The 15,051-nt window shown below is 62.9% G+C and carries 11 protein-coding genes; 8 read left to right on the forward strand and 3 right to left on the reverse strand.

The window, feature by feature from the left end; all coding sequences use genetic code 11:
* Positions 1 to 62: 62 nt before the first annotated feature.
* On the reverse strand, positions 63 to 1,724 hold the full coding sequence (locus NP3_RS24020; protein ID WP_063043861.1) for a flavin-containing monooxygenase: 1,662 nt from the start codon (positions 1,722 to 1,724) through the stop codon (positions 63 to 65).
* A gap of 223 nt (positions 1,725 to 1,947) precedes the next feature.
* Between NP3_RS24020 and NP3_RS24025 the strand changes: the two genes are divergently transcribed.
* Entirely contained in the window at positions 1,948 to 4,221 is a 2,274-nt protein-coding gene (locus NP3_RS24025) for a LuxR C-terminal-related transcriptional regulator (protein ID WP_063043869.1), read from the forward strand.
* Positions 4,222 to 4,242: 21 nt separating this feature from the next.
* Here NP3_RS24025 and NP3_RS24030 read toward each other — a convergent pair whose 3' ends face one another.
* Together NP3_RS24030 and NP3_RS24035 are read right to left on the reverse strand one after the other, a co-directional pair.
* Entirely contained in the window at positions 4,243 to 4,875 is a 633-nt protein-coding gene (locus tag NP3_RS24030; RefSeq protein ID WP_063043862.1) for a TetR/AcrR family transcriptional regulator, read from the reverse strand.
* Between the two features lie 349 nt (positions 4,876 to 5,224).
* Complete coding sequence (locus tag NP3_RS24035) at positions 5,225 to 6,511, reverse strand: alpha/beta fold hydrolase (protein ID WP_169814566.1); 1,287 nt, start codon at positions 6,509 to 6,511, stop codon at positions 5,225 to 5,227.
* 234 nt (positions 6,512 to 6,745) lie between these two features.
* Between NP3_RS24035 and NP3_RS24040 the strand changes: the two genes are divergently transcribed.
* From NP3_RS24040 to NP3_RS24070, 7 genes are all read left to right on the forward strand, one after another.
* Positions 6,746 to 7,636, forward strand: coding sequence for an alpha/beta fold hydrolase (locus tag NP3_RS24040; protein ID WP_063043864.1), 891 nt, complete (start codon positions 6,746 to 6,748; stop codon positions 7,634 to 7,636).
* Complete coding sequence (locus NP3_RS24045) at positions 7,633 to 9,120, forward strand: flavin-containing monooxygenase (protein WP_063043865.1); 1,488 nt, start codon at positions 7,633 to 7,635, stop codon at positions 9,118 to 9,120. Before NP3_RS24040 ends, NP3_RS24045 begins: the two co-directional genes overlap by 4 nt.
* A gap of 16 nt (positions 9,121 to 9,136) precedes the next feature.
* Positions 9,137 to 10,474, forward strand: a complete 1,338-nt coding sequence (locus NP3_RS24050) for a glutamine synthetase family protein (RefSeq protein ID WP_063043866.1) — start codon at positions 9,137 to 9,139, stop codon at positions 10,472 to 10,474.
* A 45-nt stretch (positions 10,475 to 10,519) separates the two neighbouring features.
* Complete coding sequence (locus tag NP3_RS24055; protein WP_063824883.1) at positions 10,520 to 11,449, forward strand: beta-keto acid cleavage family enzyme; 930 nt, start codon at positions 10,520 to 10,522, stop codon at positions 11,447 to 11,449.
* On the forward strand, positions 11,434 to 12,357 hold the full coding sequence (locus NP3_RS24060) for an FAD-dependent oxidoreductase (RefSeq protein WP_063043867.1): 924 nt from the start codon (positions 11,434 to 11,436) through the stop codon (positions 12,355 to 12,357). The genes NP3_RS24055 and NP3_RS24060 overlap by 16 nt, the downstream gene beginning before the upstream one ends.
* A 762-nt stretch (positions 12,358 to 13,119) precedes the next feature.
* Positions 13,120 to 14,046 (forward strand): phytanoyl-CoA dioxygenase family protein, encoded by a 927-nt coding sequence (locus tag NP3_RS24065; protein WP_063824884.1) that lies wholly within the window; start codon positions 13,120 to 13,122, stop codon positions 14,044 to 14,046.
* A 163-nt stretch (positions 14,047 to 14,209) separates the two neighbouring features.
* On the forward strand, positions 14,210 to 15,051 hold an 842-nt coding region (locus NP3_RS24070; protein WP_245721084.1), incomplete at its 3' end, for a zinc-binding dehydrogenase.

A 15,051-nucleotide genomic window follows, 5' to 3' on the forward strand; every position in this document is an offset into this window, starting at 1 on the left:
CGCCCGTACGCGGCACCGGCCTTCAACGAATCCTTTGTGACGCAACGGAGTACGAGCTTTCTCTAGACAGCCTCGCCGACCACGGCCTTCGAATCGAACGCCTGTGCCTTGGACAGGTAGAAACCCGTGTAACCACCGGCGACTGCCTCGGCGCAGGTCTGTCGGTAGGTCGGAGCGCCGCCCAGATATAGGAAGCACGCCCGAGGCTTGCCCGGGATATTCGCCCCCACATACCAGGACTTGCTTTGGGGCATCAGCGTGAGATCTGCGATGGCGTTGACGAGCGCCAGCCACATGGACTCGGCCTGCTCGGTGGGCTCGATGATGTTCAAATCGCGAGAGTGTAGGTAATTGATCGCATCGCACGCGAAGTCGACGTGGTCCTCGATACCCATCGGCATGTTCTGCAGCACCGAAGGCGACTGAGGGCCGGTTATCATGAACAGATTCGGGAACTGATTGACCATCAGCCCGAGATGGGTGCGCGGACCATCAGCCCACTTGTCCGCAAGCCGAATCCCATTGCGTCCCCGGAGATCCATCGCCAGGATCGGACCGGTCATTGCGTCGAATCCGGTGGCGAGAACGATGACATCGACCTCGTAGGTGTGCTCGCCGACCCGGACTCCGGTCGCGGTAATCTCGTCGATCGACTCCTCGCTTACGTCGATGAGCCGCACATTCTCTCGGTTGAATGTCTCGAAGTAGTCCGTCTCGAGCAGCGGTCGCTTGGTGCCGTATGCGTAACCTTTCGGAACCAGCCTTTCCGCGGTATCGGGATCCTTGACGCGCTCGTAAATGCGCTCGCGCAGATACTCGGCGAGGGTCTCGTTGGCATCGTAGTTGTAGAGGATGTCCTGGAAGCTATCGACGAATAGCCGGAACCCGCCGGCCGCGTATCGGTCGTCGTACACGCGCCGACGCTCGTCGGGATCGACCGCCAAAGCCGAGGGCAGCCACTGGTCGTACGGAACGCCGATGAAACCTTTACGAGCGGCCTCGCGCAGACTCGGATAGTCTTCCTTGATCTTCCGCATCTGCTCCGCGTCGATCGGAGCGTTGGCCAACGGAGTGGCGAAGTTGGGGGTGCGCTGGAAGACCAGCAGTTCCGCGGCTTCCTCGGCGATCAACGGGATCGCTTGGCTGGCACTCGCGCCGGTGCCGATGACAGCAACGCGCTGGCCCGAGAAGTCCACCGTTTCGTGCGGCCAGTTACCGGTGAACAAGACTTCGCCCTGGAAATTCTCGATACCACCGAATTCGGGCTTCTTCGCGACGGACAGTGTGCCGACCCCGGAGATGACGTAGCGACAGCGCAAGCTGTTTCCGTCATCGGTGCGAACCGTCCACAGTGATTCCTGGTCATCCCAGTGCAAGGCTGTCACGCGGGTGTCGAAGGTGATTCCCTTGCGCAGGTCGAAACGGTCGGCGACGTGATTCAGGTAGCGCAGGATTTCGGGCTGGCTCGCATACTTCTCACTCCATGACCATTCCTGCTGCAGGGCCTCGTCGAAGGAGTACGAGTAGAAGATGCTCTCCACGTCGCAACGACAACCGGGATAGCGGTTCCAGTACCAAGTGCCGCCCACATCGCCACCGGCTTCGAATACTCTCACCGACATCTTCATCTCGTCCCGAAACTTGTGGAGGGCATACAAACCGGTGAATCCGGCGCCCACCACGACGACGTCCACGTATGGAACGGACAATGGGATCTCAGTCATCGCGCTGCACTCCTCAACGTTGTCAATCGGCTCCAGAGCCGCGCGGTCGCGTCTCGGTGCCGACGATCAGACTGACGTCCGCCGTATCACCCCCACACGAGGAAAATCACCCCAGCCGATACCCCTTCGGGGGTTCCCCACCAGCACCTATGATGGGATGCTGGCAGGGCCCGCACGGACGGAGAATGAAAAGCTGACCCGAATCGATGGCCTGACCCATTCCATGACCAGCTTCGTCGGCCGACGCCGCGAGATCGACGAAACTCGTGCCCGCCTGCAGCAATCTCGACTCGTATCGGTTCTCGGCTCGGGCGGGGTCGGCAAGACTCGACTGGCCGAGGAGATCGCGCTGCGATCCTCGCGCGCGTTCCGTGACTCGGTGCGCTGGATCGACCTGGCACTCGTGCGCGAGCCGGAAACGCTGCCCTCGGCGGCCGCGCAGGCATTGGGCGTGACCGATCAATCCGCGCGACCGGCGATGAGCAAGATCCTCGACCACGTCGAGCGTCGTCACATGCTGATCGTGGTCGACAACTGCGAACACCTGAACATCGCCGCCGCGGAATTCATCGCCGCGATCCTCGCCCATGCACCTGAGGTACGTGTCCTCACCACCAGTCGTGAGCCGCTCGGAATCGCGGGGGAATGCACCTACGTGCTGCCGCCGCTGGGCATGCCGAAGGATTCGACCGGCAATAAGGCCGCAAACTTGGCGCTGGTGGAGTCCGTCGCCCTGCTGGTCGAGCGCACGCAGAGCGTGGTCCAGGAATTCGAGTTGACCGACGCGAACGTCGATGCCGTCGCCCAGCTGTGTATTCAGCTCGATGGAATACCGCTGGCCATCGAGCTTGCGGCGACACGGCTGCGCTCCTTGTCGCCTGCGGAGCTGGTCCAACGGCTCGACCAACGCTTCACCCTGTTGACCAGCGGAAGTCGCACCGCCTCTCCACGACAGCAAACCCTGCGGGCGCTGATCGACTGGAGCTACGCACTCTGCTCCGAGGGAGAACGCGCGCTATGGGCACGACTGTCGGTATTCCCTGGCAGCTTCGACTTGGAGGCCGCCGAAACCGTCTGTGGCAGTGGGGATCTGGCTTCGGAACCGATCGTGAATCTGTTGGACGGTCTGATCTCGAAATCCCTCGTCAGCGTCGATCGCTCGCGCGAACGACTGCGCTACTCCCAGCTCATGACCGTGCGCGAGTATGGCCATGGGCTACTCGAAGCCCGCGGCGAATGCGAGGAGTTGCACTGTCGACACCGTGACCACTTCCTCGAGCGAGCACAGCGATACGCGGGGGAGTGGTACGGATCAGGGCAGTCGGAGCTGTTGGCGCAGTGGCGAATTGATCATGCCAATCTCATGACAGCGCTGGATTGGTCCCTGCAGAACGACGAGCTTCGGGCTGCTGCGGCTTTGGCTGTGTCGTTGCGGTACCACTGGACCGCCGGGGGCAATCTCTCCGACGGACGCACTCGGCTCGAGCGACTGCTGCAACGGTTGCCGCATTCCACCAGCGAGCGCGGGCATGTGCTGTGGCTGACCGCATGCATCGCGCTGATCCAGGGCGACCACGACGGAGCGTCGACACATCTGGCGGAGTGCGCGTCCCTAGCGTCCACGCTCGAAGAGCAAGGGCTGCAAGCCCATTACGACCATTGGGCCGGGTTGCAGGCGTTGCTGTCCGGACGGACAGCTGAGGCCATCGACCGCTATCGCCGGGCGATCCGTGTGCACCGTTCCTTGGGTGCGGAAGCGGAGGCGTTGACCGCGTCGTACCTGCTCGCGCTGGCCGAGATCTACGACGGTCGGCCCGAGGACGCCCTAGCGACGTGCGCCGAGGTGATCCGTGAGACGCAATTACACGGTGAGCGGTGGAACCGGGCGTACGCGCTGTTCGCATCGGCTGTCGCAAATTTCCACCTGGGCAAGATCGACGCGGCCGTCGACGCTGCCGAGCGCGTCCTGGAAATCCAGCGTGATTTCGAGGACGCGATGTGCACCGCGCTGACCCTGGAGGTCCTCGCCTGGTGCTCGGAGGCGGTCGGCGATCTGGAGCGATCGGTAAATGTGTTCAGCGCGGCGACTTCGGTGTGGCAGCAGTTCGGCACATCACTGGCCGCTTTCGGACCCGATATCACTCGCGACAGCACCGAAGCTCAGGAGCGAGTGAACCGATCGATCGACTGCGCCAAAAGCCCTGCCTCGTCGATGCCGCTGACAATCGCACAAGCAATTGATCTCGCGTTGGGGCAGTCGGCGGCGAGGACGACCAAGATCGTCACCGGCAGTTCGCCGCTCACCCGCCGGGAGCAAGAGATCGCGGAACTGATCGCACAGGGGCTCACGAATCGGGAGATGGCGGCGCAGCTCATCATCTCCCGCAGAACTGTCGACGGGCACGTCGAGCGCATCCTCAACAAACTCGGACTGAATTCGCGGACCCAGATCAGTGCATGGGTCCACGCTGCTCAGCAAGCGCTGGTCGACCAGTAACCCAAGCGTGCGGCCGGTCGATCAGTTCACCGCGGTCGAGGTGGTGAGCGCGTCGAGATCAGTGGTGGTGAGTCGATCGCAGAAGGTACGCAGCGCGTCGCATGCGGTGCCGATAGCTCCTTCGAGCCGGTCTCGGTCATCGTAGGCGCACCACGACATCAGCAATCCGTCCAACAGGAGTATCGAAAGCTGAACGGCCGAATCGACCGCCGCGGCCGAGTACCTGTCGGCGTCGGCGGCGCGGAGGAATGAGCGCCGCGCCGCTTCGAACGACAAATCGTAGGCCTGCGCGGCCATCGCCGGATCATGGCGAGTCGCCCAGTTGGCGAGTTCGTTTTGGGCTCGCCCGAAATTGCGGTTCTCGGTCATCCAGTCCACAGCTTCGCGTAGGTGCTCTGGTGCCGAATCTGCCAGTGACTTCGTCGAAGCCTCACTGTTGAGGACGTTCTGGACGATGGCATCGGCCATCTCCTCGAAGACCGCCAAGAACAGTTCTTCCTTGGTGTGGAAGCAGTAGTGCAGCGAGGCCAATGGCGCGTCCGCAGCTTCCGCGATCCGCCGCGTAGTGGCGGCCTTTACGCCATGTTCGGCGATGACGCGAACTGTCGCGTCGATGAACTGGCGGCGTCGCTCCTTTGCCGGAACCCGGGGCATCGCACTCCTTTCAATCGCCGCAATGGTTGAGGTTTGTTCATATCTCATCATGCACGGTACATGATCGCTTGTCCAAGTCGACTGACCGAAGCGGTCGCGGCCACCCGCAGCGTCTTTGAGGCCAGCGAAACAACGATATGGTCACATGACTATATCAAATGAGCTACATCTGGCTGCCGACAGGAACGCGCCGCGTCCCAGACCCGTGCCACAGCCACTGCATCGCGGGTTGCGGATCAGACAGCCTTCCCCGATGCGGATCGCACGTCCGCGATCATTCTCCCGATCCGAACGGCGCGCTGAGACGACGACGGCGCGGCTTCCCATCGGGGTGCCGCGCCGTGCGATGTCAGGGCAGCGCTTGGCAATTCGATGGTTCAGGCGCGCCCGAGACCAGGTGTTTCAGCCATTCCTGGCCGACATCTCCGATCGGCTCCTCGGCGAGTGAATGGCTGATTCCAGAATTCGGGAGCAGAGGAGGAACGCCATCGACCTTTGACAACTGAACGATCGCACCCTGCGCGCACCAGTCTTGGGCGAGATTCCGTATCGGTTGGTAGGGAATGAAATCATCTGTTTCCGAGATAACAAGCAGAACAGGGGATTTCGGCTTGAATCGGCCGAGGCGCTGCTCGCTCAAGACCGCGGCCAGTGCTGGGGTGGTCGCCGCCCATTCGCTGAATGTCCGCCCGTCCGAGGTGAATTCGCTGGTCGAGTGTCCTCCGTAACGCACCCACGCCTCATCGAAGCAGGTGCCGGCGGCCTCGCGTAGCCATGCCTTGCCGTGATCGTTGAGCATTTGATCTATTGCGGCGCGAACATCCGGATAGTCGGCGTACGCACCGTTGAGGAAGTACGCGATCACGCCGGTTCCTCCGCCCGCACCGGCTCCACCGTCGGCCGCCGTGCCCGCGAACGCGGCTTGTGGGTCGGCAGGTACGCCGCCCGCGAAGGTGCCCACCACATTCAACTCGGGCGCGTAATCGGCCTGCAGCTCAGCAGCCGCCGCGGCGGCTTGACCACCCTGGGAATATCCCCACAGCGCGATCGGAGTTCCGTCGGTGACCGCCGAGAGATTTTCCACCGCACGTGCGGAATCGAGCACCGCGTGCGCTTCGGCGACTCGATTGAGGTAGCCGTGCATCTCACCGGTGATGCCGAGCCCCTGGTAGTCGGTCATGACTACCGACGCTCCGATCGCGAGCAAGGGGTACACGGTCGCGATCTGATCATTGATCATGAAATCGGTCGGCGGGCTGTAGTGCACCGGTTCGGAGAACAGCTTGGACGGTGCGCATTGCGAGCCCTGGCCGATTGTTCCCGATGCGGCCACGATCAGCGGCCGCGGCCCGGGGCCGCGCCAAGGGGCGATCGGCTCGAAGTATGTGCCTGTCACGGCGATCGGTTTTCCGTGAGTATCGTTGCTGCGGTACATGATTCGCTGCGCCTGCAGCGGGGTGAGCCCATCCTCGGTGAGGCCCGGCAGCGTCGGCGTGAACGATTCGGTGCGTATGACCGCACCCAGCTGAGCGGGGAGCCGGTCGGGGGGACTGTAGAAGTTGCTCGCCTGTGCCTGAGCCGGACCGCCTGCGGTCGTGGCCGCGATCGCGGTCACGGCCGCTGTAGCGAACAACACTGTACGCCAATGTTTTTCCATCAATTCTGCACTTTCCTGCTGGCCGTATCGCGGCGGACCGGATGTACCGAGCGAAGTCGGGGTTGACATGCCTCGATTCCGGACGGATGATCTGAGTCACGCGACTGAGTCAAATGACCATAACATGGCACCGATGTATCGACGCCGAATTGCAGAGAACGCGATTATTTCCGCGGCAGCCCTCGGAGGTCGCGTCATCAGAAAGGCGAACATGTGACGAGGCAATTCGCAGACGTAGGCCGGGGTGTCAACCTGGCCTACGAGCAGCTCGGCGATAAAAATAGCCCAGCGCTGGTGCTTGTCGCCGGATTCGGGCAGCAGTTGCACCACTGGCCGGATGGCCTCTGCCGGATGCTGGTGAAACAGGGATACCAGCTGATCCGTTTCGACAACCGCGATGCCGGCGAGTCGACGCACTTCGACTTTCCGCCGCCCGGTGCCCTCCAGTTCCTTCGAAAGCGTTGGCACCCGGAGCAATATGACCTCGGCGATATGGCGGCCGACGCTGTCGGTTTGTTCGACGCCCTGGGCTTCGGATGTGCACATGTTGTCGGCATGTCGATGGGCGGGATGATCGCGCAGACCATCGCCGCGCGATACCCGAACCGCGTGGCATCGCTGACCTCGATCATGTCGACCACCGGCGCACCCCGGGTCGGTCGACCGGCATGGTCGACCTGGCCGCTGATCGCCGTTCCGCCCGCGAAGACCCGGGAGAAGTTCGTCGCGCAAAGCGTTCGCCTCGATCGTCAGGTGGCATCGCACGGCTACCCGTTCGACGAACCCGCGATCCGCGCGGCCGCGGAGACCACATGGGATCGCGATCCGGATGCTCCGGCGGCCAGTGGCCGCCAGCTCGCGGCGATCTTCAAGTCCGGTGACCGGACCGGCGAAGTGCGCGCGATCACGGCACCCACCCTGGTGCTGCACGGCGACCGTGACCTGATGGTAGACCCGAGCGGCGGCGCTATCACCGCGCAGTCCATCCCGGGCGCACGCCTGCACACCATCCAAGGGATGGGCCATGACCTTCCAACGGCACTCTGGCCGACCTTGGCGGACCTGATCCACGACCATTCGCAGAACTGGAGGCACACAGTATGACCGAGCATTTGAACGTCTTGATCATCGGAGCCGGATTGTCAGGCATCGGAGCCGCGCACCACATTCGGGAAGCGTTTCCGAACCGGACCTACGCGGTCTTCGAAGCACGCGACGCGATCGGTGGAACCTGGGATCTGTTCCGCTACCCGGGAGTCCGCTCCGACTCCGACATGCAAACCCTCGGATACCGGTTCCGGCCGTGGACCGATGCCAAAGCAATCGCCGACGGCCCTTCGATCCTGCGATACATCCGTGACACCGCCGCCGCAGGCGGCATTGATAAGCACATCCGGTACGACCACCCCGTGACGCGGGCAACCTGGGACTCGTCGACTGCGCGCTGGACGATCGAGGCCGAGCACGGCGGCGAAATCGTCACCGTTACTTGCGATTTCTTGTACTGCTGCAGCGGGTATTACCGCTACGGGCAGGGCCATGCACCGGAATTCGATGGCGTCGACGACTTCGATGGCCGGATCGTCCACCCACAGGCATGGCCGGAGGATCTCGACTACACCGGCAAGAATGTCGTGGTAATCGGCAGCGGCGCCACAGCGGTCACCCTCGTTCCGGCGATGGCCGATCGGGCAGCGCATGTGACCATGCTGCAGCGTACGCCCACTTACATCCTGTCGCAGCCGAGCCAGGACGCTTTCGCCAACGCCTTGCGTAAAATTGTCGGCAACCGCATCTCCTACGGCATCACGCGCTGGAAGAACGTCCTGCGTGACACGCTGGTCTATCAGCTTTGTCAGCGGTACCCGGACACGATGCGGAAGTTCATTCGGGGTCTGACCATCAAGGAGCTGCCGGAGGGCTTCGACGTCGATACCCACTTCAAGCCGCCTTATAACCCGTGGGACCAACGGCTTTGCCTGGTACCCGACAGTGACCTGTTCAAGGCCATCGGCAGCGGCGACGCATCCGTGGTCACCGATCGCATCGACCGGCTCACCGCCAAGGGCATTCTCCTGGAATCCGGTGCGGAGCTCCCGGCCGATGTCGTCGTGACAGCGACGGGCCTGAAATTGTTGGCCTTCGGTGGAATTCAGTTCACCGTCGACGGCACGCCGGTCGATATCGGGAGCACATTGTCCTACAAGGGCATGCTGCTCGGTGGCATTCCCAATTTCGCCTTCACCGTCGGCTACACCAATGCGTCGTGGACGCTGAAGGCCGACTTGGTCAGCGAGTATGTCTGCCGGATGCTGCGCTACCTGGACGAGCACGATTACGGTACCTTCGTCCCGCAGCCCGAACCGGGTATCGAAGGCGCGCCGCTGCTCAACTTCTCCGCAGGCTATGTCTTGCGCGCCCTCGATGAATTCCCCAAGGCCGGGACCCGAGCTCCGTGGCGACTCGGAATGAACTACGCACAGGATCTCCTCACCCTGCGGCACGGTCGAATCAACGACAAGGCAATGCATTTCACGAAGAAGCTCAGCGACCGAAACACCGACGGCGCTGAAGCGCTGCCAGCCTGAAGGAACCATCGTGCCCATGAATGATCCAGTCGGTAGCGGTGTGCCGGAACAGGCTGTTCAGTTTCTCCGCGAAAACAATATCCGCGCAGTCGACCTCATGTTCGTCGATGTATGGGGCATACCTCGCGGCAAGCGATTCCCGATCGAGGCATTCCTGCATCACGGGGTCATGCACATCGGCGCCGCCGCATTCACCGCCAATGCCGACGGTCGTCTCGACGAGACACCATTCGTCTCGGCATCGTCGGGATGGCCGGATATGGTTGCGCGCCCGGACTATTCGTCGTTGCGGCGAGCCGGGTGGGGTGAGAATCTGGCCACCGTCATGTGCGAGTGCGTCGATGCCCGCACCCAGGAGCCGATCGCCATGGACACGCGATCCATGGTAAAGGCGACGCTGTCGGAGTTCGCTCAGCTCGGATACCGCGTCAACCTTGCCACCGAGCTCGAGTTCCACGTCTTCGACGCGAACTGGCGTCCGGCGTGGGAAGAGATCGGGCTGTACTCGTTGGAATTCTGTGCGGGATTCGATCCGCTGCTCGGACGGATCGTCCGAGCACTGAGCGACACCGGCATCCCTGTCGAGAACACCAGCATCGAATACAGTCCGGGCCAGATCGAGATCACCCAGCAGTATGACGAGGCGCTCGCGATGCTGGATAAAACGGTGCTCTTCAAGCACGCCGTACGCTGCGTCGCGCGCGAGAACGGTTACCACGCGACCTTTATGGCCAAGCCCGGAACCGAACTGGGCGGCAGCAGTATGCATGTGCATCTGAGCCTGCAGGACCAGTCCGGCCGTAACGCATTCGGGATCGTCGACGAGGAGAACCCGCTGGGATCCTCGGTGCTACGCAAGTACGTATCGGGCCTGCTTGCGCACCAATTGGAGCTCCAGGCTGTCACCCATCCGACCAGCAATGACTACAAGCGCTCGGTCGATTATTCGTTCGCTCCGACACAGGTGACGTGGGGCGTGGACAACCGCCACGCCGGACTGAGATGTCTACCGCGTATCGGTGACTCGTCGCGGGTGGAAGTGCGGTGGGCGTCGGCGGGGACGAATCCGTACAGCGTGCTCCAGGGGTACCTGCAAGCGGGGCTGCACGGCCTGACCGAAGATCTTCCGTTGATCGACGAATGCGTGGGAGACGCATACGCCGATCCCGGGTGGGAGCGCATCGCCGCACGCCCGGAGATCGCGCTCGAACGATTCGCGACCAGCGACTTCACCCACAGTGCGTTCGGGAAGACCTTCGTCGAAACCACGCGAGCGCTGCAGCTCAACGAACTGCGCGAATTCGCCGCCCAGGTCACCGACTGGGAGTTCGTGCGGTACCGCACACACATCTGAGCACACGTCTTCGCACGAGCGCGTGCGTCATCGAAAGGTCCACTCATGTTGCAAGATCGCTATCGCCCCTCCGCGCTCACCGTCGCGGTGACCGGCGGTGACGTCCTCCCCAGCCAGAGCGAATTCATTCCGCGTGGTGTCGAGGGAATCGCCACGGCCGCAATTGAATCGGCCCGGGCCGGTGCCAGCTCCGTGCACCTGCATGCCCGCGACGACGACGGTCGCCCCAGCGCGTCGCCCGCGATGTTCACCGAGATCGTCGACGCGATCCGCGAACAGACCGACGTCGTGATCAATGTGACCACTGGTGGCGCTCCGGGCATGAAACTGCAGGACAAGCTGGTCGCGATGCAAGCCTGCAAGCCCGATATCTGTACCTTCAATCTGGGTACCATGAACTTCGAGTCCTGGCCGGACCCTGCCCGCTGGCCCAATGTCCAGACCGACTGGGAGCGCGAGATTCTCGAGGGCGCAGGGTCGGCGACATTCATCAACACATTAGCCATGCTGCGTGAGACTGCCGCCGCCGCAAGGGATGTCGATGCAACACCGGAATTGGAAGCCTACGACCTGGGACACCTCTATATGGCCCGACATCTCATCGATGAGGGAACGCTGCAGGGACCGGTCCGGGTCCAGCTCGTTCTCGGCGTACTCGGCGGTGCGGGCAGTGCGCTCGAGGACCTGTTCACGCTCCACGAGCGGGCACATCGGATCCTCGGCAACGACCTGGCCGACCTCGGCGTAGCCGGGCTCGGATATCCGATGCAGTTCCGGCACGCTGCGACGGCGCTCGGTCTCGGTATGGACTGTCGCGTCGGAATCGAGGACAGCCTGCGGGTCCGGCGCGACCAGCCGGTGCACAGCAATGCCGAAATGGTCGAGGTAGTAGTGGATCTCGCGGATCTGCTGGGTCGGCCGATCGCTACGCCCGCCGAGTTGCGCGCACGTCTGACGAAATGGTCGAAATCGTGAACGCGCCGCTGCCGGACTCGGTCGCCATTATCGGTGCCGGCTTCATCGGTTGCAGTTTCGCGGCGGTGTTCGTCCGCCGCGGTGTCCGGGTCCGACTATTCGACGCCGCGGCGGATGCTCGGTCATCGGCCGACGGCCGTATCGCCGGGATGCTTGCCCAGACCGGGGACGAAGCCAATCTCGACCTGGTATCCGTGCACGCCGATCTGGACAGTGCCGTAGCCGGGGTCAGCTGGGTGCAGGAATGCGTCGCCGAAGATCTGTCGATCAAACGGGATGTTTTCCGGGCTCTCGACCAGCGGTGCGCCCCGTCGGTCATTCTGGCGAGTAGCGCTTCGGAGTTGACGATGACCGCTATCTCCGACGGGCTCGTGAATCCGCAACGGTGCATTGTTGTTCATCCGACCAATCCGCCGCACCTCCTCCGATTCGTCGAGGTGGTTCCGGGAGCGAAGACGGATCGCCAGATAGTCGATACCGCATGTGCGGTGATGACGGCCCTCGGGCAGGTGACGGCTTCGCTTGCGAAGGAGGTCCCGGGGTTCTTGCTCAACCGGCTGCAGGTGGCGCTGGAACGAGAGGCGTTTGCGCTGTTGACCGAGGGCGTGGCAACGGTTGCGGATATCGATGCGGCTATCGCGCATGGGCTCGGTCCGCGGTGGGCGGCCATTGGTCCTTTCGCCGTGGAAGAGACGAACTCGATGGGCATCGAGGCCGGTCTCACGCGGTTCCGGGGCTATTTCAACAACATGTTCGCTGCCCTGGATCGTCCGTTCGACGGGATCGATGATGGGTTCGTAGCGCTTGCCGTAAAAGGTGTCGCTGCCGCCTACGGTCGGGAATGTCGGGACGAACTGCTCGCCCGCCGCGATAATATTCTGCTTGCGTTGCGGAACCATAAAGGGTGAATCAGACTACTGCACAATGGTCTTGAGTCCTCATTGAAAGTGGTCGGGATCGAACTGTCCACCAACACCGCCGAACCAGCCTGGGGTGGGATGAGCTGGTCCGGCGGTGCTTTATGGCCTGCTGGTGCGCGGCTACGGGCCGGACGCCATTCGCGACCGCGAAGCAAACAGGCCGGTGATGTACAGACCGAAGCAGGTGGCACCGAGGGCCCTGCGGAGAGTCCGATTGGCTGCCGTCGAGATAATCGGGCCTCGTCCAACCAGGCCCAGGTATCGGCCCCAGGGCCTGCGTCGGCGTCGACGCCGAGAGGCTGACGAGCACGCACGCGATCGGGTAGCCCCCCGCGACAGCGACTGGCTAGGACGCTGCGGCGTGCTGGTGTCGATCACGACGTTCATGGCGATCGGGCAGGCTGCATTGCTGTGGACCGACGGTGCGACAGTGGCGGGCTGCTGTGAAAGGTCCGCTGCATTCCTGGGCCCGCCTCCAGACCGGACTTCGCGCCCGGCAGGAACGCACGACTGATCCGGGGGTGCCCGTAGCCCGCAGCTCATGACAATTTCGTTCGTTTGATCAGCTGACCTGGTCATATGGGCGTGGCTTAGATCACTCTGACTTTCAATCCGGCGGACGGTGTCGATGTTCGTGACCTTCCGATCCTTGACACAATTCCATTGACATGGTCATATGATCATGTCAAATGACCCACTTCGGTCCAACAACGAACATGGCCGCGAAGAAGCGGTCGGAGGAGGCCCAAAATGACTGAGCAGGGGCTCACCACGCTGCTGGCCGACGCGTCTGTCGAGGACGTGTGTCGGACCATCCAGCGGGACGGCGGCGTCATCGTCAAGGACGCTGTCGATTCCGAAACGCTGCAAGGCCTTTGGGCCGACATGCAGCCGCACTTCGAGACGACCCCTTACGGTGAAGATCCGTTCAGCGGAACGAAGACTCGCCGGATCAGTGGTCTGGTGGGAAAGTCTCGTCACCTGTTCCCGGTACTGGATCACCCGTTGGTGAACGGAGCCGCCGAGCACTTCCTCGCCATTCCGCATCCGATGTGGTACGGCGATATGAAGATCTCCGTTCCGGCCAACTACCACATCGGTGTGACCCAGGTGATCCAGATTCACCCCGGGGAAGGGTTCCAGCCGCTGCACCGTGACGACAGTGTGTTCCAGTGGGAGCACCCGACTTATGGCCGTGAAGCACGGATCCAGGTCATGCTCGCGATGAGCGATTTCACCGCGGAAAACGGTGGCACGCGCGTGATTCCGGGTAGCCACGCGTGGGACGACGAGCGTGCGCCGTCTCAGGACGAAGCCTTCTCGACCGAGATGACGGCCGGCTCGATCCTGATGTTCATCGGATCGACGTTTCACGGCGGCGGTCTGAACAGCAGTGACGCCCCGCGCACCGGCCTCACCTTCGCTTACGACCTCGGCTTCCTGCGCCAGGAAGAGAACCAGTACCTCGCCATTCCGATCGAACAGGTGAAGACCTTCCCGGAGTCGATCCAGCGGAAGCTGGGCTACGCGGCGTGCCCACCGCTGATGGGCTGGGTGGAAGCCGACGGCAAGATGGCCGAGCCGATGACGCTGCTCCAAGAGAACGGGCAGGCACGCAGCCTGTCGGATCTCGACGCGGTGGACGCCAACGGGAACAAGATCGCTACCACGAGCTGATCGACCAGTGCGAAGCAACGCGACATGGCCGCGAGTGATGACGCGGGCCGCGGTCCTGAGAACTCAGCCAGGCACGCTGGAGCTCGAGACGCTCGAATTGGGGCGTCTCGGGCCGGATGAAATACGGGTCCGCGTTGTCTATTCCGGCCTGTGCCATTCGGACTTGCACGAGGTCGAAGGTCGTTGGCAGACAGTAACTCCAATTGTCCTGGGCCACGAGGCATCCGGTGTCGTCGAGCAGGTCGGGGCAGGTGTCTTCGGAATCCGACCGGGCGACCGTGTCGTGACGTGCATCTCGGCCTCATGCGGGAGTTGCCGTTACTGCACGAACGGACAGCTGACGCTGTGTGAACGCCGAGCGGCGCTCAATACCGATCGGATCGAGCCGCGTTTGCTCGACTCGTCAGGGCAGTCGGTCAGACCAACGGCGGGCATCGGTGCGTTCGCGGAGTACATGACCGTCCATCACAGCTGCGCGGTCGTGATTCCCGATGACATTCCGATGGATGTCGCCAGCATTCTGGGCTGCGCCGTCGTGACCGGTGTGGGAGCGGCGATCAGGGGAGCGAAGATCAAGCCTGGGGAAACCGCTGTGGTAATCGGATGCGGCGGCGTCGGCGCGGCGGCGATCCAGGGCGCGCGCCTTGCCGGGGCCGCTCGCATCATCGCCGTCGACGTGACGCCCGGCAAGCTCGAGCTCGCACGCGCTCTCGGTGCCACGGACGTCGTCGACGCATCCGAGGTCGATCCGGTTGCGGCTGTGCGTGAATTGACCAAGGGTGGCGTCGACCACGCATTGGAAATCGTGGGAACCAGTCGTACGGTCCAGCAGGCGTTCGAGATGTTGGTACCCGGTGGAAAGGCGACCGTCGTCGGACTCGTTCCGGACGAGGATCCGGTACGGATCCGTGCTTCGGAGCTCTTCTTCTCGGAGAAGACTCTAACGGGAACGTTCATGGGGTCCAACAACTTCCGCACCGATATTCCTCGCTACCTCGAGTTCTA

It is taken from the genome of Nocardia pseudovaccinii NBRC 100343, from assembly GCF_001613225.1.
GTDB lineage: Bacteria > Actinomycetota > Actinomycetes > Mycobacteriales > Mycobacteriaceae > Nocardia > Nocardia pseudovaccinii.